Source organism: Pauljensenia sp. 20925_1_27 (assembly GCF_041432835.1).
In the GTDB taxonomy this organism is placed as follows: domain Bacteria; phylum Actinomycetota; class Actinomycetes; order Actinomycetales; family Actinomycetaceae; genus Pauljensenia.
In genome coordinates this window covers 1-22,698 of record NZ_JAPWAH010000001.1, presented here as the reverse complement: position 1 = coordinate 22,698, position 22,698 = coordinate 1, and the positions used below count along the sequence as shown (strand labels likewise).

Annotated in this window: 23 protein-coding genes and 1 tRNA gene; 20 read left to right on the top strand and 4 right to left on the bottom strand. The window is 63.8% G+C overall.

Going from position 1 to position 22,698, the window contains the following annotated elements; translation table 11 throughout:
• Positions 1 to 51: 51 nt before the first annotated feature.
• Positions 52 to 372: a M23 family metallopeptidase gene (locus tag O3684_RS00120; protein WP_500064215.1), complete on the bottom strand. Its 321-nt coding sequence runs from the start codon at positions 370 to 372 to the stop codon at positions 52 to 54.
• Positions 373 to 990: 618 nt separating this feature from the next.
• Between O3684_RS00120 and rpsB the strand changes: the two genes are divergently transcribed.
• The 18 genes from rpsB to aspA all read left to right on the top strand — a co-directional run bounded on the left by rpsB (position 991) and on the right by aspA (position 17,392).
• On the top strand, positions 991 to 1,821 hold the full coding sequence (rpsB, locus tag O3684_RS00115) for a 30S ribosomal protein S2 (RefSeq protein WP_500062075.1): 831 nt from the start codon (positions 991 to 993) through the stop codon (positions 1,819 to 1,821).
• A 25-nt stretch (positions 1,822 to 1,846) separates the two neighbouring features.
• Positions 1,847 to 2,674 carry a translation elongation factor Ts gene (tsf, locus tag O3684_RS00110; protein WP_500062074.1) on the top strand — a complete coding sequence of 276 codons (828 nt, stop codon included), beginning with the start codon at positions 1,847 to 1,849 and terminating at the stop codon, positions 2,672 to 2,674.
• Between the two features lie 130 nt (positions 2,675 to 2,804).
• Positions 2,805 to 3,515 carry a UMP kinase gene (gene pyrH / locus O3684_RS00105; RefSeq protein ID WP_500064214.1) on the top strand — a complete coding sequence of 237 codons (711 nt, stop codon included), beginning with the start codon at positions 2,805 to 2,807 and terminating at the stop codon, positions 3,513 to 3,515.
• A 38-nt stretch (positions 3,516 to 3,553) separates the two neighbouring features.
• Positions 3,554 to 4,111: a ribosome recycling factor gene (gene frr / locus O3684_RS00100; protein WP_500062072.1), complete on the top strand. Its 558-nt coding sequence runs from the start codon at positions 3,554 to 3,556 to the stop codon at positions 4,109 to 4,111.
• Complete coding sequence (locus O3684_RS00095) at positions 4,111 to 5,022, top strand: phosphatidate cytidylyltransferase (protein WP_500064212.1); 912 nt, start codon at positions 4,111 to 4,113, stop codon at positions 5,020 to 5,022. Before frr ends, O3684_RS00095 begins: the two co-directional genes overlap by 1 nt.
• Positions 5,023 to 5,114: 92 nt before the next feature.
• Complete coding sequence (gene rlmN, locus O3684_RS00090; RefSeq protein WP_500064211.1) at positions 5,115 to 6,299, top strand: dual-specificity RNA methyltransferase RlmN; 1,185 nt, start codon at positions 5,115 to 5,117, stop codon at positions 6,297 to 6,299.
• Positions 6,296 to 7,021 (top strand): DivIVA domain-containing protein, encoded by a 726-nt coding sequence (locus tag O3684_RS00085; protein WP_500064209.1) that lies wholly within the window; start codon positions 6,296 to 6,298, stop codon positions 7,019 to 7,021. The genes rlmN and O3684_RS00085 overlap by 4 nt, the downstream gene beginning before the upstream one ends.
• Positions 7,014 to 7,562 carry a DivIVA domain-containing protein gene (locus tag O3684_RS00080; RefSeq protein ID WP_016461058.1) on the top strand — a complete coding sequence of 183 codons (549 nt, stop codon included), beginning with the start codon at positions 7,014 to 7,016 and terminating at the stop codon, positions 7,560 to 7,562. Before O3684_RS00085 ends, O3684_RS00080 begins: the two co-directional genes overlap by 8 nt.
• Entirely contained in the window at positions 7,562 to 8,833 is a 1,272-nt protein-coding gene (gene dxr / locus O3684_RS00075; protein WP_500064208.1) for a 1-deoxy-D-xylulose-5-phosphate reductoisomerase, read from the top strand. Before O3684_RS00080 ends, dxr begins: the two co-directional genes overlap by 1 nt.
• 2 nt (positions 8,834 to 8,835) lie before the next feature.
• Complete coding sequence (locus O3684_RS00070) at positions 8,836 to 10,077, top strand: M50 family metallopeptidase (protein WP_500064554.1); 1,242 nt, start codon at positions 8,836 to 8,838, stop codon at positions 10,075 to 10,077.
• 125 nt (positions 10,078 to 10,202) lie between these two features.
• Entirely contained in the window at positions 10,203 to 11,369 is a 1,167-nt protein-coding gene (gene ispG, locus O3684_RS00065; protein ID WP_500064552.1) for a flavodoxin-dependent (E)-4-hydroxy-3-methylbut-2-enyl-diphosphate synthase, read from the top strand.
• Between the two features lie 20 nt (positions 11,370 to 11,389).
• Positions 11,390 to 11,893 (top strand): hypothetical protein, encoded by a 504-nt coding sequence (locus O3684_RS00060; protein ID WP_500064207.1) that lies wholly within the window; start codon positions 11,390 to 11,392, stop codon positions 11,891 to 11,893.
• Positions 11,894 to 12,002: 109 nt separating this feature from the next.
• A complete protein-coding gene (locus O3684_RS00055) occupies positions 12,003 to 12,419 on the top strand; it encodes a hypothetical protein (RefSeq protein ID WP_500064206.1) in 417 nt (138 codons plus the stop codon).
• 78 nt (positions 12,420 to 12,497) lie between these two features.
• Complete coding sequence (locus O3684_RS00050; RefSeq protein WP_500064204.1) at positions 12,498 to 14,306, top strand: proline--tRNA ligase; 1,809 nt, start codon at positions 12,498 to 12,500, stop codon at positions 14,304 to 14,306.
• Between the two features lies 1 nt (position 14,307).
• Complete coding sequence (gene def, locus O3684_RS00045) at positions 14,308 to 14,799, top strand: peptide deformylase (protein ID WP_016461051.1); 492 nt, start codon at positions 14,308 to 14,310, stop codon at positions 14,797 to 14,799.
• A 170-nt stretch (positions 14,800 to 14,969) separates the two neighbouring features.
• Complete coding sequence (locus O3684_RS00040; protein WP_048676248.1) at positions 14,970 to 15,473, top strand: DUF3145 domain-containing protein; 504 nt, start codon at positions 14,970 to 14,972, stop codon at positions 15,471 to 15,473.
• Entirely contained in the window at positions 15,473 to 15,844 is a 372-nt protein-coding gene (locus O3684_RS00035) for an acyl carrier protein (RefSeq protein WP_500064203.1), read from the top strand. The genes O3684_RS00040 and O3684_RS00035 overlap by 1 nt, the downstream gene beginning before the upstream one ends.
• A gap of 135 nt (positions 15,845 to 15,979) precedes the next feature.
• On the top strand, positions 15,980 to 17,392 hold the full coding sequence (gene aspA, locus O3684_RS00030) for an aspartate ammonia-lyase (protein WP_500062061.1): 1,413 nt from the start codon (positions 15,980 to 15,982) through the stop codon (positions 17,390 to 17,392).
• A gap of 73 nt (positions 17,393 to 17,465) precedes the next feature.
• Here aspA and O3684_RS00025 read toward each other — a convergent pair whose 3' ends face one another.
• Both O3684_RS00025 and aceE read right to left on the bottom strand, forming a co-directional pair.
• Positions 17,466 to 18,035 carry a flavin reductase gene (locus tag O3684_RS00025; RefSeq protein ID WP_500064201.1) on the bottom strand — a complete coding sequence of 190 codons (570 nt, stop codon included), beginning with the start codon at positions 18,033 to 18,035 and terminating at the stop codon, positions 17,466 to 17,468.
• Between the two features lie 150 nt (positions 18,036 to 18,185).
• Entirely contained in the window at positions 18,186 to 20,930 is a 2,745-nt protein-coding gene (aceE, locus tag O3684_RS00020) for a pyruvate dehydrogenase (acetyl-transferring), homodimeric type (RefSeq protein ID WP_500064199.1), read from the bottom strand.
• A gap of 323 nt (positions 20,931 to 21,253) precedes the next feature.
• Between aceE and O3684_RS00015 the strand changes: the two genes are divergently transcribed.
• Both O3684_RS00015 and O3684_RS00010 read left to right on the top strand, forming a co-directional pair.
• Positions 21,254 to 21,655, top strand: a complete 402-nt coding sequence (locus O3684_RS00015) for a DUF3052 domain-containing protein (RefSeq protein ID WP_034496539.1) — start codon at positions 21,254 to 21,256, stop codon at positions 21,653 to 21,655.
• Between the two features lie 101 nt (positions 21,656 to 21,756).
• Positions 21,757 to 21,830: transfer RNA gene (locus tag O3684_RS00010), tRNA-Val, on the top strand.
• 57 nt (positions 21,831 to 21,887) lie between these two features.
• Here the strand turns inward: O3684_RS00010 and O3684_RS00005 are convergent.
• On the bottom strand, positions 21,888 to 22,698 hold an 811-nt coding region (locus tag O3684_RS00005; RefSeq protein WP_500064197.1), incomplete at its 5' end, for a tetratricopeptide repeat protein.

Here is a 22,698-nt window from a genome sequence, read left to right as displayed (position 1 = left end):
GTCACCCGCTCAGCGTGCTCCGCCGACACGCAGATGGACTCCGTGATGCCCCTACCCGGCCGTGGCCTCGTCCCAGGGGAGCAGACGCGGGCGCCCGATTGTCAGGCGGATCGGGTCGATGTAGGTACGTCGCCCTGTTTTAACGCCCCAGTGCAGCGTCTGCGAGTCTGCCTCAACGACGCCGATAACGTCCCCCTTCTCGACGTGATCGCCGACAGTGACGGTGGGAGTGACAGGTAGGTACGTCGACCAGATATCGTGGCCACGTACGCTGTGGTGAATCGAAATGACCCCACGGCCTGCGACTGGACCAGCGACGGTGACCGTCCCCGGTGCACAGGCGTAGACCGCGGATGGAGCTGGATAGCGCAACGTGACTCCCCGCCGCCCGGGCAACCAATCGTGAGCCGGCGGGGAGAACCCTTCGACAACCGGGACAGGCGCTCCCGTCGGCCACTGCCAACGGTCTTCCTGTGTCGTCCCAACGGCCTTGGGAGGATACGCCGCACACAACAGGGCGGTGATAACGACTGCAAGGCATGCCATGCGAGACCGGGCGCGATTATTGAACGACAACATCATGCCCCCAGTGTGTGAGTCCGCCTTCGCGAGATCCAGTCGATTGATCACGGTTGTGGATAGCCGGAGGTCGCCACACATGCCTGTGGATGACACACGAGGAAGGTCCGTTTCCACCCTCCCGCCTCGGCCTCGTCAACCGCACAACCAGTAGGCAAGGTCTCATCACTCTAGGTGCGGTGAATTGACCGTACCTGAGGTAAGATGGCCAGGCACTTGCCGTGTGCAGGTGACTTCGCGTGCCATTATCGCCGACCACGGGAAACCGCCAGGGAAGCGAGGCGCGGCGGCTTCGGTCCCTTCGGGGATGGTCGCCGGTCATGGCACCAGGGTGCGCTACGCGCACAGCAAACCGATAACCCGGGGGGAAACCCCACTGATCACTCGCGACTTGCGGGGAAAGGACGAACCATGGCAATCGTTACCATGCGTCAGCTCCTCGAGTCCGGTGTCCACTTCGGTCACCAGACTCGCCGTTGGAACCCGAAGATGAAGCGCTTCATCCTCACCGAGCGCAACGGCATTTACATCATCGATTTGCAGCAGACCATTGCTGACATCGACATCGCTTTCGACTTCGTGAAGCAGACCGTCGCCCACGGCGGCACCCTGCTCTTCGTCGGCACCAAGAAGCAGGCCCAGGAAGCCGTGGCCGAGCAGGCCCAGCGCGTCGGCATGCCCTACGTGAACCACCGTTGGCTCGGCGGCATGCTCACCAACTTCTCGACCGTTGCCACCCGTCTGCAGCGCCTGAAGGAACTCGAGCAGATCGACTTCGACGACGTGGCCGCCTCCGGTCACACCAAGAAGGAACTGCTCATGATGCGCCGTGAGAAGGACAAGCTCTCGCGCACGCTCGGCGGCATCCGTGACATGGCCAAGGTTCCCTCGGCCGTGTGGATCGTCGACCCCAAGAAGGAGCACCTCGCGGTCTCCGAGGCTCGTAAGCTGCACATCCCGATCGTTGCCATCCTCGACACCAACGCTGATCCGGACGAGGTCGACTACCGCATCCCCGGCAACGACGACGCCATCCGCGCCGTCTCCCTGCTGACCCGCGTGATCGCCGACGCCGTCGCCGAGGGCCTCATCGCCCGCTCCGACGTCCGTAAGGGCAAGGGCGAAGAGACCGCCGCTGAGCCGCTGGCCGAGTGGGAGCGCGAGCTCCTCGAGGGCGAGATTCAGGCTGACGAAGCTGCCGCCGCCGAGGTTGCCGAAGAGTCGGCCACCAAGCAGGACTGAACTTTTTACTGAGAGGAATCATCCGATGGCGAATTTCACCGCTGCAGATGTGAAGGCGCTGCGTGAGCAGACCGGCGCTGGCATGATGGATGTCAAGAAGGCTCTGACCGAGGCCAACGGCGACGCCGAGAAGGCTCTCGAGATTATCCGCCTGAAGGGCCTGAAGTCCCTGTCCAAGCGCGAGGGCCGCCAGGCCTCCGCGGGCCTGCTGGCCGCTCAGACCGACGGTACCGTCGGCGTGCTGGTCGAGGTCAACTCGGAGACCGACTTCGTCGCCAAGAACCAGAAGTTCATCGACTTCTCCAACGAGGTCCTGGCTGCCGCCGTTGCGTCCGGCGCTGCCGACCTGGACGCGCTGCTCGCCGCCCCCATGGGCGAGGGCACCGTCAAGGATCGTCTGGATGCTTTCGCCGCCATCATCGGCGAGAAGCTCCAGGTTGGTCGCATCGTGCGCGTCGAGGGCGAGAACGTCGACCTCTACCTGCACCAGACCAACCCTGACCTGCCCCCGCAGGTTGGCGTCTTCGTCGTCACCGATGCCGCCGGCAAGTCCGTTGCCCACGACATCGCGATGCACGTTGCTGCTTACATGCCCGCCTACCTCGATCGCGATTCGGTACCGGCCGACGTGCTCGACAAGGAGCGCGCCACCCTCGAGAAGATTACGCTCGAGGAAGGCAAGCCCGCCAACATCGTTCCTAAGATCGTTGAGGGTCGCCTGAACGCGTTCTTCAAGGACAACTGCCTCGTTGACCAGGCCTTCGCCCGTGACCCCTCGAAGTCCGTCGGCCAGGTCCTCAAGGAGGCCGGCGCCAAGGTCACCAACTTCGTGCGCGTGCACGTGGGTGCCTGATCTGGTGACGTCGTCAGCTTGCTGACAGTTGGGAGCGGTCCCGCCGAACGGCGGGGCCGCTTTCCTTTTACCAGGTACTATGGTTCCTAAGCGTTCCGCCCTCTCAGGGCCGTCATAAAGGAGAAGCGTCATGTCGACGAACCGCCGCGTTTTGCTCAAGCTTTCAGGAGAGGCCTTCGGAGGTGGATCGATTGGTTTGGATCCGAAGGTCGTCCGTAACATTGCTGAGCAGGTTGCGACGGCAGTGCGTAATGGCGTGCAGGTCGCGATCGTCGTTGGCGGCGGTAACTTCTTCCGCGGTGCGCAGCTGGCCCGCGAGGGCCTTGAGCGTTCGCGCGCTGACTACATGGGCATGCTCGGCACAGTGATGAACGCCCTGGCACTTCAGGACTTTATCGACCAGTCGGGTATTCCGGCTCGCGTGCAGACGGCGATCACGATGGCTCAGGTGGCTGAGCCGTACCTCCCGTTGCGAGCGATTCGTCACCTGGAGAAGGGACGCGTCGTTGTCTTCGGTGCCGGTGCGGGCCTGCCGTATTTCTCGACTGACACCGTGTCCGCGCAGCGAGCCCTGGAGATCCACTGCGATGAACTCCTCGTCGCGAAGAACGGTGTGGACGGCGTCTATGACGATGATCCGAACAAGAACCCCGATGCCCATCGCTTCGACACGCTGACGTATTCGGAGGCTCTCCGCCGCGACCTGAAGGTGATTGATGGCTCTGCGCTGGCACTGTGCCGCGAGAATGGGCTGATGACGCGTATCTTCGGCATGGGCGAGGATGGTGCGGTGACCCGCGCGCTGATGGGCGATGAAATCGGTACGCTAGTGACGGCGTGATATAACCTTCACAGACCACTGACTTAAAGGAGCACATAGTGATCGACGATATTCTCCTCGAAGCCGAGGAAAAGATGGACAAGGCCGTGGATGCGGCCAGCCACGAGTTTGCGAACATTCGCACTGGACGCGCGACGTCCTCGATGTTCGAACAGCTCCTGGTTGACTACTACGGCGCCCCCACGCCGATGCAGCAGCTCGCTAGCTTCCAGATTCCCGAGGCTCGCACGGTTCTGATTTCTCCCTTCGACCGTACCGCGACGCAGGAAATCATCCGTACGCTGCGTGAGTCCGACCTCGGCGTGAACCCGACCGACGACGGCAACGTCGTGCGCGTTGTCCTGCCCGCTCTGACGGAGGAGCGGCGCAAGGAGTACGTCAAGCAGGCCAAGAGCAAGGCCGAGGACGGTCGTGTGTCCGTCCGCGGTGTACGCCGCAAGGCGAAGGATCAGCTCGACCGCCTGAAGAAGGACGGCGAGGCCTCTGAGGATGACGTTGAGCGCGCGGAAAAGTCGCTGGATGCAACGACCAAGGCACACACGGAGCTGATCGATAAGATGCTTGCCGCGAAGGAAAGCGAACTGCTGACGATCTGATGGCGTCAACTGATCGTTCGTTCCTCGCCCGCGTCTTTTCCCCGGGGCCTACTCGTGAGAACCATTCCGCGAGTGGGCCGACGGGGAAGGCCGGGCGCAACCTTCCGCAGGCAATCACGACTGCGGTCGTGCTGATCGCCGCTGTCGCAGTCCCGCTCTTCACCTCGCTTCCCGCATTCGTTGGTGTTATCGCCTTCGTGTGTCTTATCGGTATTTGGGAGCTTGCCGGCGCGTTTGCGCGCATGGGCATTACGTTGACTGTCACACCGCTGTATGTCGGCGCGATCGGCATGGTGACGTGTGCGTGGTGGCTGGGCACTGAGGGCATGCTGTTCGCCCTGTACATTACGGTCTTCGTGTGTGCTGCGTGGCGTCTCCTTGATCATCGACAGAAATCGCGGATGAGCGACGTCGTGTCCTCGACGTTTGCTGCTGTGTACGTTCCGTTCCTGGCCTCGTTTGTCGTTCTCATGCTCGCCGCATGGCATAACCCGTGGGTGTTCGTTGTCTTCGAGCTCATGGTGATCGCCAACGACACGGGAGGTTGGGCGGCTGGCGTCATGTTTGGCAAGCATCCGATGGCACCCGCACTGTCGCCGAAAAAGTCGTGGGAGGGCTTTGCTGGATCCGCGCTCACCGCGATGGCGGTGGGCTCGGTCGGACTGTGGCTGCTTGGTGCCTCGTGGTGGTGGGGCCTGATTGCCGGTATCGCCATCGCCTTCGTGGGAACGATGGGCGACTTGACTGAGTCTCTCGTCAAGCGTGAGGCCGGCCTGAAAGACATGTCGCAGATCCTGCCCGGGCACGGAGGTGTTCTCGACCGAGTGGACGCTCTGCTGATGAGCGCGCCGGTTGCCTACTTTATTTTCGCGTGGGCACTGCCGGGTATTTCTTGGGAGTCTACCCATTGAGCCAAGTAACGAAGCAGCCCCACGGGGCGCATGAACGTACGCAGAAAGCACAGGGGCCGGCGGATCCTACGCGTCGCAGCTCACGGCGTGAGGTGCGGCCGACAGACCAGCCGCCGGAGGGTGCCACACACAAGGATGCCAAGCCCGTCCTGTCGTTCACGGCGAAGCGCCGTGGAAAGGCGCCGGCGCACCTCGCCGATCTTGATGCGGCTGGCCGTAAGCAGGTCCTGAAGGACCTCGGGCTCCCCGCTTTTCGCGCTGATCAGCTTTCGCGTCATTATTTCACGCACTTTGAGGCTGATCCCGCGATGATGAGCGATGTTCCTGCGGGGATGCGCGATGCGGTGTCGGAAGCACTGTTGCCGACACTCGTGACGAAGGTGGTCTCCCTGGAGGCTGACGGTGGGCGCACGATCAAGGACCTGTGGCGTCTCTACGACGGCGCGCAGGTGGAATCCGTTCTCATGCGTTATCCGCAGCGCACCACGCTGTGTGTCTCCTCGCAGGCGGGATGCGGCATGGCGTGCCCGTTCTGCGCGACGGGGCAGATGGGCCTCACTCGTAATCTCTCGACGGCCGAGATCGTCGATCAGGTGCGCGAAGCCCAGGCCTCGTGCCGCGACGGCAAGCTAGCGGGTGGACCGACCCACCTGTCGAACGTGGTCTTTATGGGTATGGGTGAGCCTCTGGCGAACTACAAGACCGTGATCGGTGCCCTGCATCGCCTCATTGACCCGGTCCCCGAGGGTTTCGGCATGAGCGCCCGCAATATCACGGTCTCCACGGTCGGCCTCGTGCCTGCGATTAAGAAGCTCGCGGGGGAGGGGATGCCCGTCACTCTCGCCGTATCCCTGCACGCTCCGGACGATGACCTGCGCGACGAGCTGATTCCGATTAACTCGCGTTGGAAGGTTGGCGAGCTTCTGGACGCTGCGCGGGGCTACTTCTTGGCGACCGGGCGTCGCGTGTCGATCGAGTATGCGCTCATCAAGGACATGAACGACCAGGAATGGCGCGCACAGCTCCTCGCCGATGAGCTCAATAAACGAGGCCATGGCTGGGTGCACGTCAACCCGATCCCCCTGAACCCGACCCCGGGCTCGATTTGGACGGCGTCCACGAAGCACGCCCAGGATACGTTCGTTGAGCGCCTGCGCGACAACGGTATCGCGACCTCTATTCGCGATACGCGCGGTTCCGATATTGATGGTGCGTGTGGCCAGTTGGCCACGGCGGTTGCCGAGGGGTGGAGGCCCGGCGGTGAGGAGCGAGCATGATCACGACCGATTTTTCGCGTACGTTTTTGCGCGAGGGCTACGACATGAGTGAGGTGCGAGCGTTCCTCGCCGATGTGGAGCGCACGATCAGGGGGCAGGTGAGCGAGGCGGATCAGATCGTGACCGCCCAAAAGGCTGAGGAGATCGAGTTTTCCGTTAAGCTCCGCGGTTTCAACATGGACCAGGTGGACGCCGAGATAGATCGCTTAATCGGCGTGTTGAGGGGGCTTGATCGCGAACGCGAGTGGGCGGCACAGCATGAGGATGAGCTCGGCGAGGGAGCGGCGGATGTTCGCGCCGACGAGCCCGCCCCGGCCTCGTCGACCGAAGCGCGCAGTGCCCCCGAAGCACGCAGCGCCCCCGAAGCACGCAGCGCCCCCGAAGCACGCAGCGCCCCCGAAGCGCCCGTGGTTCCTCCCGCAGCCTCACAGGTGCCCACCTCCGATATCCGGCCGATCACCCCAGGGATGCCCCGAGTAGATTCTGGTGACGTGGCGGTGTCCCCGCAGCCGACCGAAGCGCAGGTCGCCCACGTGTGGGACGTTGACGCGACACAGGCGGCCACCGATAGCTTCGGCGTTGACCGCATAGTCGATCACCTCGCAGCCGATCCGCCCATCCAGACGGTCGTGGACCAGGTGGCCCCCGAGTTTGGCACCCAGGAGGCCGTCGATGAGATTCTTCGTTCCATGACTCAGAGTATAAGGAGCAATGATGACTGAGTTCCCTAGGGTTGGTCTCTTCTCGAAGGGCTACGACTGCGAGCAAGTCGATGCTTTCTTCGAGGATGCCCGACGTGCATACGAGGGCGCTGTTCCCCCGGAGCAGTTCAGCGCGGAGCAGGTTCGTCTGGCGACCTTTGAGCTCAAGAGCCGCGGCTACAACATCGAAGCTGTCGATGGGGCGATGAATCGTTTGGAGGCAGCGTTCGTGAATCGCGACCGTGCGGATTCCGTGGCCGCCGAAGGCGAGGCAGCGTGGTACGACCGCGTGGCGGATCGTGCGACGACTCTGTATCCGCGTCTGCAGCGTCCGCGCGGTGAGCGTTTCTCGCACCCGAGCTCGGGCCGTGGCTACGCCTGCGACGAGGTGGATGACCTGCTGGATCGTCTTGCAGCTTACTTTGACGAGGCCGGTGAGCTGACTGCCGATGAGATCCGTACAGCGACTTTCCGGCCGAAGCGCGGCAAGAAGGCATACGCGGAGGGACCGGTGGATGCCTACCTGGGGCGTGCTGTCGAGATCCTGCTCGCGGTCGACTGATGTTGGCGAGCGTGGAGCAAAGCGGCTGCGTTGTTCCCGTCATCCTGTTGGGATCGACGGGATCGATCGGTACGCAGGCTCGAGACGTTATTGATGCGCATCCGGGGCGGTTTCACGTCGTCGGTGTGAGTGCCGGCGGTTCGTCGATCGAGGTGCTCGCCGAGCAGATCGTTGCACTTGCCCCCGCGTTTGTGGGCGTTGCACGCGACGTGCGCGAGGAGCTCGACGCCGCTGTGCGCGCCCTGGGTGGCCAGTGCCCACAGGTGTTCGTGGGCGAGCAGGCGTCGGTCGATGTCGTTCGCGCGTCGGTGGAGCGGGCGCGGGAGGACTATCCAGGCCTCGTTCCCGTCGTCCTGAACGGAATCACCGGCGGCGTGGGCCTGTCGTCGACCCTTGCGGCGTTGGAAAGCGGGGCACGCCTGGCGCTGGCGAATAAGGAGTCGCTGGTTGTCGGTGGCGCCCTCGTGAAGAACGCGATGCGTTACCCGGGGCAGATCGTCCCGGTGGATTCCGAGCATTCTGCGATTGCGCAGGCACTCGCGTCGGGCGTCCACGAGCGCGGCCTTACCTCTCCGGTTGTGTCGGGCCGTTCCGAGGTCGCTGACCTGGTTCTCACCGCATCCGGTGGTCCGTTCCGTGGTCGTACGCGCCAGCAGCTGCGTGGCGTGAGGGCGCAGCAGGCTCTCGCGCATCCGACGTGGCAGATGGGTCCTGTCGTGACGATCAACTCGTCGACCCTGATCAACAAGGGCCTGGAACTGATCGAGGCGCACCTGCTCTTCGACGTGGCACCTGAGCACATTATTGCGACCGTTCACCCGCAGTCCATCGTGCACTCGATGGTGACGTGGTGCGACGGAGCAACGACGCTGCAGGCCTCGCCTCCGGATATGCGTCTGCCGATCGCGCTGGGTCTGACCTGGCCCGAGCGTCTGGCGGGCGTGGAGAGTCCTCTGACGTGGGCGGCGGCATCGCAATGGACGTTTGAGCCGGTCGACAATGAGACGTTCCCAGCTGTGGATCTGGCGCGCTTTGCCGTCGGCGAGTCTGCGACGCATCCCGCGGTGTTGAACGCCGCCAACGAAGTGCTGGTTGATGCTTTTATTGCGGGGGAGGTCCCGTGGCTCGCGATTGTTGACACTGTGTCGGCGGTCGTGCACGAGCACGAGGGTATTGTGGATCCCTCGTTGGATGACATTGTGGCCGCGCAGCGCTGGGCTGAGAAGCGCGCACGCGAACTCGTTCGCGCAGGCCAGTGGAAGGATATGTGAGCGTGGGTTCTCTCGTCGGTATCGTTGTTGTTGTTATCGGAATTCTTGCGTCGGTTGCCCTCCACGAGGTGGGGCACATGCTCCCGGCGAAGAAGTTCGGCGTGTTGGTTCCGGACTATTCGGTGGGCTTTGGCCCGGCCCTGTGGAAGAAGAAAGTTGGGGACACCACCTACGCGCTGCGCGCTATCCTGCTCGGCGGCTACGTGAAGATCGTCGGCATGTACGCTCCGGCGCGTCCGGGGACGCGACTCGTGGGACGAGGCGGGAAGCCGACCCTCGCTCAGGAGGCGCGCGAGGCCTCGGCTGAGGAAATCCCCGAAGGGCAGGAACATCGCGCGTTCTATCACTTGAGTGCGCCGAAGAAGATCACCGTTATGCTCGGTGGTCCCATGATGAACCTGCTTATCTGCTTCGTGCTTTCCGCGATCGCGATGATGGGTATCGGTGCCCCGACGGCCTCACGCACGATCGCTGAGGTCCCGGCGACGATTACGAGCGCTTCCGGGCAGGTTGCATCGCCCGCGTACGAGGCCGGGGTTCGCCCCGGGGACACGGTCGTCGCGTGGAACGGGGCACCCGTCTCGACTTTCGCGGACCTGCAGCGAGCTGTTGGGGCGACTGCGGAGGGCGAGTCTGCTGTCCTAACCGTCGAGCGCGACGGCGGAACCGTCGACCTAACGGTGTCTCCCGTTACGGGGGCCCAGGGAGCCCGCATTGTTGGCGTGACCGCCGGGTACGAGTACGTGTCGGCGTCGGTGTCGGACGTTGCCGCCGCTAACTGGCAAATGTTCACGGGGACGGCGTCGGTCGTTGTTCGCCTTCCGCAGGCTGTGTGGCAGGTGGGGCGCTCGATCGTCACGGACGAGAAGCGCGATGCGTCCGGTGTGGTGTCGGTTGTTGGCGTGGGTCGTTTGGCCGGCGAGGTGACCGGCGATTCACAGGCGCTGGGTCTGCAGGATACTCGCCAGGTCGTGGCGGTGCTGCTGAGCCTGTTGGCTTCGTTGAATATGGCGCTTTTCGTCTTCAATCTGATTCCGTTGCCGCCCCTGGATGGCGGGCACATTCTCGGTGCCCTGTACGAGGGGGCTCGCCGTACGTTCGCTCGTGCGCGTGGCGCGCAGGACCCGGGGCCTGCCGATACGGCTCGCCTGGTTCCCTTGACGTGGGCCGTGGGCGGTGTGCTGGTCGTCATGAGTGTCATTTTGATCGTCGCGGACATCGTGAAGCCGGTGTCTCTTGGCTGACGTTCACCGTGGGGAGCCGGTAGCGGCTCGACGGTGAAAGCGACTCTGACCACGCGTGCGTGGTCCGTGTGGGAAGGATGCGCACAGTGCGCGATAATGAATCGGTGAGTGAAATCAATCTTGGAATGCCCGACGTCGCGGCGTCGCCGTTCCCGCGCAAGCAGACGCGTCGGATCATGGTGGGCGACGTGCCCGTGGGTGGGGGCGCTCCCATCTCTGTTCAGTCCATGACGACGACGAAGACACACGACATCGGTGCCACGCTCCAGCAAATCGCTGAGCTGACCGCGGCCGGTTGCGACATCGTGCGCGTTGCGTGCCCGACGGATAAGGACGCGGATGCGCTTGCGATCATCGCCAAGCAGTCGCGTATCCCGGTGATCGCCGACATCCACTTCAAGCCGAAGTACGTCTTCCAGGCAATCGAGGCGGGCTGCGGTGCGGTGCGCGTCAACCCGGGCAATATCCGTAAGTTCGACGATCAGGTCAAGGACATCTGCAAGGCCGCCTCCGATCACGGGGTGTCGCTGCGCATCGGCGTCAACGCCGGTTCGTTGGACCCGCGCCTGCTTAAGAAGTACGGCCGCGCGACGCCCGAGGCGCTGGTCGAGTCCGCGATCTGGGAGGCCTCCCTCTTTGAGGAGAATGACTTCCACGACTTCAAGATCTCGGTGAAGCACCATGATGTGCTGACGATGATTCAGGCCTACCGCATGCTGTCAGAGGCGGGGGATTGGCCGCTGCATCTGGGCGTCACCGAGGCGGGTCCGGCCTTCCAGGGCACCATTAAGTCTGTCTCCGCGTTCTCGATCCTGCTCGCTGAGGGCATCGGCGATACGATCCGCGTGTCCCTGTCCGCTCCTCCCGTTGAGGAGGTCAAGGTCGGCACGAAGATGCTGGAGTTCATGGGCTTGCGTGACAAGACTCTGGAGATCGTCTCGTGTCCGTCCTGCGGTCGTGCTCAGGTGGATGTGTGGACGCTCGCGGAGAACGTGACCGAGGGGCTGAAGGACCTGACCGTTCCGCTGCGCGTTGCTGTCATGGGCTGCGTTGTCAACGGGCCGGGCGAGGCCCGAGAGGCAGACCTCGGTGTTGCTTCCGGCAACGGTAAGGGACAGATTTTCATTCGAGGCGAGGTTGTTGAGACCGTGCCGGAGGATCAGATCGTCGAGACTCTCATCCGTCGCGCGAATGCCCTTGCCGAGGAGCTCGGGCTCGAACCGGGTTCCGGTAGCGTCGAGGTTTCCCCGATCACCGCCCCGGAGGTCAAGCTGCCGGGCATCGACTTCTGAGCTTTCACAAGGAGTATCACATGCGTTTTCGTACTCTTGCGTGCCTGTCACTCGTTGCGGGTGCTTGCGCTGTGGCGGCCACGGGCTTCCCGCGGCGCATCGGCCTGACAGCGTCTCAGGCGGACGTGTCGCTGCCTGGTGACCTGGTTCTTCCAGGCGCGAATGTGGTTGTCGACCGAGGCATTGCGATTGACGCACCGGCGTCCATCGTCTGGGACGTGCTCGGTCATGTGTTCGAGCCTGAGGACGAGTCCACGGTCATCGATATCGAGGACGAGGATCATATCCTGATGCGCGTCGCACCGCCTGGCGCCCCGGAGGGGGCCGAGGCCTCGGGCACGTGTGTGATCGCTCTGCTGCCCCTGTCGCCGTCGCGTACGCTGCTGCACATCCGTGAGCGTCATGTGGCGCAGGGCCGTGAGCGCGTACTCGTGTGGGCGGGAGTCACCGCAGAGTCCCTCTCGTCGCTGTCCATGCTGCGCGATTTGCGCGATGCGTGCGTTGGTGGGCTTGTTGATGCCTGATTAGTCTCGTTTCCGACCTTTCGGTTGGACAGATATCCCCGTTGGTGTTGTAGTATCGCTAGGTACGCAACGCCAACGGGGATGTTGCTTTTGTCCGAAGGGGGACGCAATGGTCGCCAACTCCACCGCTCTGATCGCACTCGTGGGCCTCGCTATCGCTCTTGTCTGGGCGTGGGCATGGTTCGGAATCGGTGCGAGCGCGCGCCGTGTCTCCGTGCGTCTGGAGCTGGGCGGTGGCAATGCGGCTGGCGAAATGGGGCGGGTCGTGTGGCCGCTGATGCCATTGCTGTCCGTTCTGTGGTTCCTGACTGCCGATCTGATGGCCCGCGAGGCGCGTGGGCTCGACACCCTTGGTTCCCTCGGCCTCGTGATCGGCGTTCTTGTGCTCATGGCGGCCGCGGCCGTCCAGGCTCTCTACTTTGGTGGTCTGCCCGAGTGGGCATACCCGGGTTGGATGGCACGCCGTTACTACGCGTCGCACCCGGGTGCCCGTGAGCGCGAGCTCGGCGCCCGCGCCGCGATCTGAGTGCTGCTACTGCCTCGATGAGGGGCTACACGGCTGTGCCGGTGGCCTCAGAGGCTTTGCGTGCCGTACTCTTGGAGCATGCTTCGAAATCTCTCGACTTTCTTCCTGCGAACCCTGCGTGAAGACCCGGCCGACGCCGAGGTTAACTCGCATAAGCTTCTGGTGCGTGCTGGTTACATTCGCCGCTGCGCCCCCGGCATCTACACGTGGCTGCCCCTCGGCCTGCGCACCCTGCGCAAGATCGAGGAGATCGTCCGCGAAGAGATGGATGCGATGGGCGCGCAGGAGGTCCATTTCCCGGGACTGATCCCTGCAGACCCCTACAAGGCAACGAACCGCTGGGAAGAGTACGGTCCGACGCTGTTCAAGCTCAACGACCGCAAGGGCGGCGACTACCTGCTGGCCCCCACGCACGAGGAGATGTTCACTCTTCTCGTGAAAGACATGTACTCCTCGTACAAGGATCTGCCCGCCACGCTGTACCAGATTCAGACGAAGTATCGCGACGAGGCTCGTCCGCGCGCGGGTCTGATTCGTGGCCGTGAGTTCGTGATGAAGGACGCCTACTCGTTCGACATTGACGACGAGGGGCTGAACGCTTCCTACCAGGCCGAGCGTGACACCTACGAGCGCATCTTCCAGCGTCTGGGCCTGCCGTACGTCATTGTTTCCGCGATGAGTGGCGCGATGGGTGGTTCGCGCTCCGAGGAGTTCCTGCATCCCTCGCCGATCGGTGAGGACACCTTCGTGGCGTCCCCGGGTGGCTACGCCGCCAACGCGGAGGCCGTGACGACCCCCGTTCCTGACGTTCAGGATGCGTCCGGCGTTCCAGCTCCGGTTGAGGTGCCGACTCCCGACGCGTCGACGATCGAGGCGCTCGTGGACCTGCTCAACGAGCGCTACCCGCGCGAGGATCGTCCCTGGACCGCGGCAGACACGCTGAAGAACGTCGTCGTGGCGCTGACGCACCCCGATGGTGAGCGCGAGCTCCTCGTCGTGGGTGTGCCCGGTGACCGCGATGTCGATATGAAGCGTCTCGAGGCTTCCGTTGCTCCCGCCGAGGTTGAGATGGCCTCGGACTCCGACTTTGAGCCGCACCCTGAGCTGGTGCGCGGCTACATCGGCCCCACGGTGCTTGGCCCCAACTCGCCGGGGCGCGTCGTGGACGAGGAGGGTAACGTCTCCGGTTCTGTGCGCTACCTGGTTGACCCGCGCGTCGTCGAGGGGACCGCCTGGGTGACCGGCGCGAACGCCGAGCAGCGTCACATCCTGAACCTGGTCATGGGCCGCGACTTCACGGCTGACGGCACGATCGAGGCCGCTGAGGTGCGCGAGGGCGACCTGGCTCCCGACGGTTCGGGCCCCCTCCACCTCGAGCGTGGTATCGAGATCGGCCATATCTTCCAGCTGGGGCGCAAGTACGCCAATGCCTTGGGCCTGACCGTGCTCGACGAGAACGGCAAGACTCAGGTCGTCACGATGGGTTCGTACGGCATTGGCGTCACTCGCGTGATGGCCGCTCTGGCCGAGGCCAACTGCGACGAGAAGGGTCTGAGCTGGCCTGCTCAGATCGCGCCCTTCGACGTGCACGTGCTGGCGACCGGCAAGGGTGACGAGGTCTTCGACACCGCGCAGTCTCTCGGCGAGCAGCTTGACGCTGTCGGCCTGGACGTCCTCGTCGACGATCGCCGTAAGGTGAGCGCTGGAGTGAAGTTCAAGGACTACGAGCTTGTGGGCGTGCCTTTCGGCCTGGTCGTTGGCCGCTCGCTGGCCGACGGCGAGGTGGAGATCCGCGTGCGCGCCACCGGCGAGACCATCGTCGTCCCCGTCGACGAAGCCGTCACTCGCCTGCGCGAGCTCCACGCCGCGGCCCTGAAGGGGGAGTGACATGGCTATTCGTCCCATCCGCATTATCGGCGACCCGGTCCTGCGTACCGTGTGTGACCCGATCACGGAGATCACCCCGAATGTGAAGGCCCTCGTTGAGGATCTTCTCGAGGGTGTCGACATGGACGGTCGCGCTGGTCTGGCCGCCAACCAGATTGGCGTCAGCCTGCGCGCGTTCTCCTGGAATATTGACGGCGAGATCGGCTACGTGCTCAACCCTCGTATCGTGGCGTTGAGCGAGGACGAGTACCAGGACGGCGATGAGGGCTGTCTGTCGGTTCCCGAGCTCTGGTACCCGACCGAGCGCGCCTGGTATGCGCGCTGCGAGGGCACCGACCTGGACGGCAAGAAGGTTGTCGTCGAGGGTGAGGAGCTGATGGCTCGCTGCATTCAGCATGAGTGTGACCACCTCGACGGTCACATTTACATCGATCGCCTGGATCGCGCGACCCGCAAGAAGGCGCTGCGAGACATTCGCAACGCCGGTTTCTAAGCATCGAGCGTTGTCGTGGCGTGGACGCGCCGGGGAATGGAGTGCATTCCCCGGCGCGTTCGACTATCCTGTAACTACATCGTGTGCGCTGTTAAGGCGCAGATCATTGCGACTCTCGGCTGTTTAGGGCGTAGGGGAAGACGATCCTGACAAAGCCAACAGGAGGAACAATGAGAGGGTCATACACCCGCGGTGTACTTTTTGTGCACTCAACACCGCCCGCTCTGTGCCCGCATATCGAGTGGGCGCTGGGCACCGCGCTCGGCCAGGAGGTCCACCTCCAGTGGTCGGATCAAGAGGCGGCGCCGGGCATGGTTCGCTGCGAGTTCTCGTGGGTCGGACCGGTTGGCTCGGGCGCCCGTTTGGCGTCCGCTCTGCGTGGTTGGGAGCACCTGCGCTACGAGGTGACGGAGGAAGCCACCGCCTCGAGCGACGGCGGACGCTGGTGTCACACGCCTTCCCTGGGTATTTTCCACTCGCAGATGGACACGGTCGGCAACGTCGTTGTCCCCGAGGATCGTATTCGCGCGGCCCTGGAGTCTGCGACCACGTACGAGGAGCTCCGCGAGGGCCTCGACCTGGCCCTCGGCCAGGCGTGGGACGATGAGCTTGAGTCCTTCCGCCATGCGGGTGCCGGTGCCCCCGTGCGCTGGCTGAATAACCGGGTCGGCTGATGGGTTCAATTGCCGATCTGCTCGGTGACCAGCTGCGCGCAGGCTTAGCGCAGCTGGTCGATCCCAATGCGTCTGACGACGCGCCCGGCGCGGCCCCGGCCTCGTCGGAGAGCAGGGTTGACACCGCGCAGGACCGTGCTCGCGAGGCCGCGATGGTGGCTGTGCTCGACGAGGTGGAGCTTGACCCCGCCGATGCTCGCGGGGAGCTCACGTTGCGTGGCGACCTCGACATGGATGATGTCTCCCTCTACGCCGTCGTCGCGCGCGTCGAGCGCGAGGCCAAGGTGGCTCTCGCGGATGTTGCGATCGAGGAATGGGTGACGCTGGCTGACCTGCTTGACGCGGTTACTGACGTCGTGTCCAATCACTAACGAAAGAGCTGATTACGGGAGTCTCAACGACTTCTCCAATGTTCGTAAAGTGCCGGAGTTTCGGGCCTACAGGGCCTACCATGGAGGCGCATCGGCCGGAAGGAAACGGCCGGAGAACAGACGGAAGGAACAACGTTGACCCGCACCGAAGAAGATCTGCTTGGCACCCGCGAAGTACCCGACGACGCGTACTGGGGCATTCATACGTTGCGCGCCATCGAGAACTATCAGATCTCGGGGCGCACGATCAATGAGGCGCCCGAGCTGATTCGCGCTTTCGCCCAGGTGAAGAAGGCGTGCGCGATGGCGAACATGCAGCTCAAGGCGATGAAGCCGTCAAAGGCCGAGGCGATCATCGCCGCGTGCGACGAGATCATCGAAAACGGCCGCTGCATGGACCAGTTCCCCGTCGACCAGTTCCAGGGCGGTGCCGGCACCTCCGTCAACATGAACGCGAATGAGGTCATCGCGAACCTGGCACTGGAGATCCTCGGTGAGGACAAGGGCCGCTACGACATCATCAACCCCAATGACCACGTCAACCGCTCGCAGTCGACGAACGACGCCTACCCGACGGCCTTCCGCATTGCGCTGTGGCGTAAGGTGAATCGCCTGCGCAAGGCCATCGATGAGCTGGCCGACGCGTTCGACGAGAAGGGTGCCGAGTTCCGCCACATCCTGACGATGGGGCGCACGCAGCTGCAGGACGCCGTCCCGATGTCGCTGGGCAGCGAATTCTCCGCGTTTGCGCACACGCTCCGCGAGGAGGATGAGCGCCTGGTCAACAACGCCGAACTGCTCCTGGAAACGAACCTGGGCGCAACCGCTATCGGTACCGGTCTGAACACGCCCGATGGCTACCAGCAGGTCGTCGTGCGTCACCTGCGCCGCATCACGGGTGCACGCGTTGTCGGCTCTCCCGATCTCCTCGAAGCCACCTCTGATACCGGCGCCTATGTCTCCATGCACGCGACCATCAAGCGCAGCGCCGTCAAGCTGTCGAAGGTCTGCAACGACCTGCGTCTGCTGGCTTCCGGCCCTCGCGCTGGCCTGAACGAGATCAACCTTCCGAAGATGGCCGCGGGCTCGTCGATCATGCCCGCCAAGGTCAACCCGGTTATCCCCGAGGTCGTCAACCAGGTCTGCTTCAAGGTGATTGGCAACGACCAGACCGTGACCATGGCGGCCGAGGCTGGCCAGCTTCAGCTCAACGTCATGGAGCCCGTTATCGCCCAGGCGCTCATCGAGTCGATCAACCTGCTCGTCAACGCGTGCGATACCCTGCGTGAGCGCTGTGTGAATGGCATTACCGCCAATCCGGACGTGTGCCGCCACTACGTGGAGAACTCCATCGGTATCGTCACATACTTCAACGACGTGATCGGTCACCACCTGGGCGACGTCGTCGGTAAGCGTGCCGCCGCAGAGGGTAAGACCGTCCGCGAGGTCATCCACGAGATGGAGCTCCTCTCGGAGGAGGAGGTCGAGCGTATTCTCTCGCCCGAGAACCTCGCGCACCCGAAGTACGCGGGCACCGACGAGAGCTGATTATCCGCTGCCCACAGACGAGGCCGGGGATCCCGCGTGGGTCCCCGGCTTTTGTTGTTGGTACGTGACGGCGCTAGGGGAGGAGCGACTCTTTGAATGAACGAACGAAGGTGCCGAAACGCTCCACACGGTCCGAGAAGTAGCGGTAGATGCGCCTGCGCGCGTCTCCGACGTATTCGACGGTGTGCAGATCCTCGTAGCGGAAACGGCCCTGCTCGTCGATGAGTGAGGGGACCACCAGGCGCTGGGTAATCTCGCAGCGGAAGTGCGTGTAGGTGCCATCCTCTGTGGCCTCCAGGACGCGGCAAACGAGACTCATTTGGGAGTCATCGAGGACGGGAATGCCGTCATAGTCGCTTGATGCCACGCGGGCATCGCCAAGCTTATTCCCACCAGAGACAGTGCCTGCATACTCGAAGAGGCCCATCGCCTCAGGCCCGAAGAGGTTCAGTGAGCACACGCCGGAGCGCTTGATCGCGCGTGCCGCGTGCGTCGTCGAATCGCAGCCGATCATGACCATCTGTCCCAGTGAGTACGAGGAAGACCCCGTCGTGATTCCGACGCCGACAGCATCGTCGGGGTAGGCCAGGATGTAGACGGGAAAGCCGTAGTAGAACTTTTCGGTGTCGTAGGGAACGTGCATGCATCCATTGTGCGCCGCGCGCTTCGGGAGGGCAGGGGCTATCCCACCTGTCGGGGAAAGAGAGGAGGCCGGGAACCCCGCGTGGGGATCCCCGGCCTCGTCTTCATGACCGCTGGGCGCCGCGATGGAGGAGCGCGGGCCTAGCGACGATCACTCCTCGCCAGCGTGGTCATTGCCCTGGATCGCGTAGTTGAAGAGCTCGTACTTGTCGATCGCCTGCTGGACGACCGACGGGTCGACCTGGCCCTTCTCGGCGAGGGCGGCCAGCGTGCGCACGACCATCGACTCCGCGTCGATGTGGTACCAGCGGCGAGCAGCACGGCGGGTGTCGGAGAAGCCGAAGCCATCCGCACCGAGCACATGGTAGTCGCCCGGGACCCACTGACGGATCTGATCAGGCAGCATGCGATCGAAGTCGGAGGAGGCCACGAACGGACCCTCGCGACCCGCGAGCTTCGTCGACACGTAGGGGGTGCGGCGCGGCGCGGACGGGTGCAGGTAGTTGTGCTCCTCGGCGTCCAGGCCGTCGCGGCGCAGCTCGTTCCACGAGGTCACGGACCACACGGCGGCGTCCACGCCCCAGTCACGAGCCAGCAGCTCACGAGCTTCGCGTGCCCACGGCACGCCGACGCCAGAGGCGAGCAGCTGAGCCTTGGGGCCGCCGAAGTTCTGGTGCTCCTCGACGTTGTAGATGCCCTTGATGATGCCCTCGACGTCGACGTTCTCCGGCTCGGCGGGCTGACGGATCGGCTCGTTGTACACGGTGATGTAGTACATGACGTTCGGATCGCGGCCATCCGCGTCGCCGTACATGCGCTGCAGGCCATCCGCCATGATGTAGCGGATTTCGTACGCGTACGCCGGGTCGTAGGACACGAACGCGTGGTTCGTGGCAGCCAGGACCTGCGAGTGGCCGTCCATGTGCTGCAGGCCCTCGCCCGCAAGCGTCGTGCGGCCCGCGGTGGCGCCGATGACGAAGCCCTTCGTCATCTGGTCGCCCGCCGCCCAGAACTGATCACCCGTGCGCTGGAAGCCGAACATCGAGTAGAAGATGTAGATCGGAACCATCGGCAGGTCGTGCGTGGCGTATGCCGTGCCGACGACCTGGAAGGCGGCGGCCGAGCCGGCCTCGGTGATGCCCGTGTGCATGATCTGTCCGCGCTCGGACTCGCGGTAGGACAGCATCATGTCAGCATCCACGGGCGTGTACGACTGGCCGGTCGTGTTGAAGATCTTCGCCGACGGGAAGATCGCGTCCAGGCCGAAGGTGCGGGCCTCGTCGGGGATGATCGGCACGAAGTACTTGCCGACCTGCTTGTCCTTGATGAGGTCCTTGAACAGGCGCACGAGGGCCATGGTCGTTGCGACCTCGAGCTTGCCGGAGCCCTTCGAGAGTGCCTCGAAGGGGCGGGTGGGCAGCTCGGGGAGCTTGGGCGCACGGTCGGCGCGGCGCTCGGGCACCCAACCGCCGAGGATCTCGCGGCGCTCCTTCATGTACTGCAGGGCCGGGTGATCGGCCGGCGGCATGTAGTACGGGGGCATGTAGGGATCGCGCTCGAGTTCCTCGTCCGTGATCGGGATCTGCAGGCGATCGCGCAGCTGCTTGGCGTCCTCGAGGGTCAGCTTCTTCATCTGGTGCGTCGAGTTACGGCCGGCGAAGTGCGAGCCGAGGGCGTAGCCCTTAATCGTGTGCGCGAGGACGACGGTCGGCTGGCCGGTGTGGTCCATGGCTGCCTTGTAGGCTGCGTAGACCTTGCGGTAGTCGTGGCCGCCGCGCTTGAGCTCCCAGAGCTGCTCGTCGGTCCAGTTCTTGACCATTTCCTTGGTGCGCGGGTCGCGGCCAAAGAAGTGCTCACGCACGTAGGCGCCGTCGTTCGCGCGGAAGGTCTGGTAGTCGCCGTCCAGGGTCTCGTTCATGACGTGGACGAGGGCATCGTCCTTGTCGGCGGCGAGCAGCTGGTCCCAGCCGCGGCCCCAGATAACCTTGATGACGTTCCAGCCTGCGCCCTTGAAGAAGGCCTCGAGTTCCTGGATGATCTTGCCGTTACCGCGCACCGGGCCGTCGAGACGCTGCAGGTTGCAGTTGATGACGAAGGTCAGGTTGTCCAGGCGCTGCTGGGCGGCGAGCTGGAGCATGCCGCGGGATTCGGGTTCGTCCATCTCACCGTCGCCGATGAAGGCCCACGTGTGCTGCTGCGACGTGTCCTTGATGCCGTTCATGAACAGGTAGCGGTCGAACCACGCCTGGTAGATGGCCTCGGCGGGACCCAGGCCGAGCGAGACCGTGGGGAATTCCCAGAAGTGCTCGAGCTGGCGCGGGTGCGGGTACGAGGGCAGGCCGTGCTCCGTGGAAACCTGCTGACGGAAGCCGTCCATCTCTTCTTCGGAGAGGCGACCCTCGAGGAAGGCACGGGCGTAGGGGCCGGGAGAGGCGTGTCCCTGGAAGAACACGTGGTCGCCGCCGCCGGGGTGGTCCTTGCCGCGGAAGAAGTGGTTGAGGCCGACCTCGTAGAGGGTGGCAACCGAGGCGTAGGAGGAGATGTGTCCGCCGACCTTGACGCCGGGGCGCTGGGCGCGCGTCACCTGGACGGCGGCGTTCCAGCGAATCCAGCGGCGGTATTCGCGCTCCATGGCCTCGTCGCCGGGGAAGTAAGGCTCCTGGTCAACGGGAATGGTGTTGACGTAGGGGGTCGTGTACTCCTGGGGGAGCTGAACGCCGTTGCGGCGCGCCTCGTCCAGCATGTGCAGCAGGATGTAGCGCGCGCGGGGGCCGCCCTTTTCGTTGATGAGCCCGGACAGGGACTCAACCCATTCGGCGGTCTCCTGGGGGTCGTTGTCGGGAACCTGAGGAATCAGGCCGTTGACGACGGGGTGGGACTCGTGGAGTTGGCTCACGGTGTACCTTCTCGCTTGACTCGGTGCTGCTCGCGCAGCGTGCGTGGGCGATGTCCTCGGGCGACATCGCGCATATCGGGACCATTGTCCCACTATTGGGGATCCTTTGCGAGTGTTTGCCTCGCGTATCGACTATGAGGTGCGTATCACCGGCGTATCGATCTTCTGTGCCGCATAAATTCCCAGCTCAGGCGGGGCCGCAGGCGGGGCGGTGTTTCATGGTTGTTCATCCCTTGCATTCCAGCAGCTTCAATGCCCTAGGATGAAGGCGTGAACGTTGATATGACACTGAGCGTCAGCTCGTTGATGGGCGGTGCTGCGTGATGGCAGTGAGCCTGGGTTTTGCGTCCGATGCGATCGTGCAGGAGTTCTACGTCGATGACGACGTGGATCAGGCCGTGCGCGAAGCGATTGAAGGGGAGACGGGGCATCCGCTCGTTGACGTCGATTACGCGGACGTCGTGGACGGTGCGATCGTCTGGTGGCGCGCGGACGACGCCGAGGAAGAGGACCTCGCGGACGTCCTCGTGGACGCGATGTCGAACCTGGATGACGGCGGGCTGATTTGGGTGCTGATTCCCAAGCCGGGACGCCCCAACTCCGTGCGTGTGGGCGACGTGGAGGAGGCCGCGGAGATCGCTGGCCTGCATGCGACGACCTCGACGGCGCTGGGAGACAACTGGGCGGGCGTGCGCCTGACCGCGCGTCCGCGTTCGCGCCGCTAGTTTTTCGACGAGGCCTGGGCTCCTCAGCGCTGCCCTGTGCTGTGACCCTCGGCCTCGGATATGACCGTGCGTGCCCGTTCTGGTAGATTGGCGCGTGCGTGGGGCCTTTAGCTCAGTTGGCTAGAGCGTCTGGTTTACACCCAGAAGGTCATCGGTTCGAGCCCGGTAGGGCCCACAAAACGCCCAGGGGCCGGAAGCGAAAGCTTCCGGCCCCAACGCGTACCCGCAGGTGTCATTCGATGACTGGCTTTGCTTTCTGCTGTTTCAGCTTGTGCTTGGTCGCTTCGAGATTCTCTCGCACTGTTTTGGTGAGCGGGTAGTCTTCGTCCAGGACGCGAGTACAGTCGGTGAGGACCTGCTCAAACTGGGTGATGGCTTCAGTGATGCGGCCAGCTGCGGCATATGCGCAGGCCAGGTTGTTGCGCGAGGAGAGTGTTTCGGGATGGACTGAGCCAAGGATACGGATGCTGTTGGCGGAGACCTGCTCATAGAGATCGATGGCCTCGGTCAGGCGACCCTCCTCCTGGTATGCGTATGCGAGGTTGTTGCGTGAGGTAAGTGTATGGGGGTGGTCTTCGCCCAGGATCCGGATACTGTCGGCGAGGATCTGCTCAAATATGGGGGTTGCTATGGTGAAGTTACCCGCTGACACGTATGCGTATGCGAGGTTATTTCGTGCGGTGAGTGTCTGGGGGTGGTCTTCGCCCAGAAGACTGGTGCTATCGGCGAGGACTTGCTGCAACTGGGAAATCGCTTCGGTGAAGCAACCAATAGACTGATACGCGTATGCAAGGTTGTTGCGCGAGGCGAGCGTGTCGGGGTGGTCGTCGCTCAGGATGCCGATGCGGTCGGTGAGGACCTGCTCGTACAGAGCGATAGACTCTTCTGGACGGTTCGCGGCCAAGTAAGCGCCTGCAAGGTTGTTGCGCGAGGCGAGCGTGTCGGGGTGCTTGTCGCCTAGGATTCGAATGCGGTCGCTGAGGACCTGCTCGAACAGTGTGATCGCCTCATTTAGGCGGCCCGCCTTCTCGTATGTGGTTGCG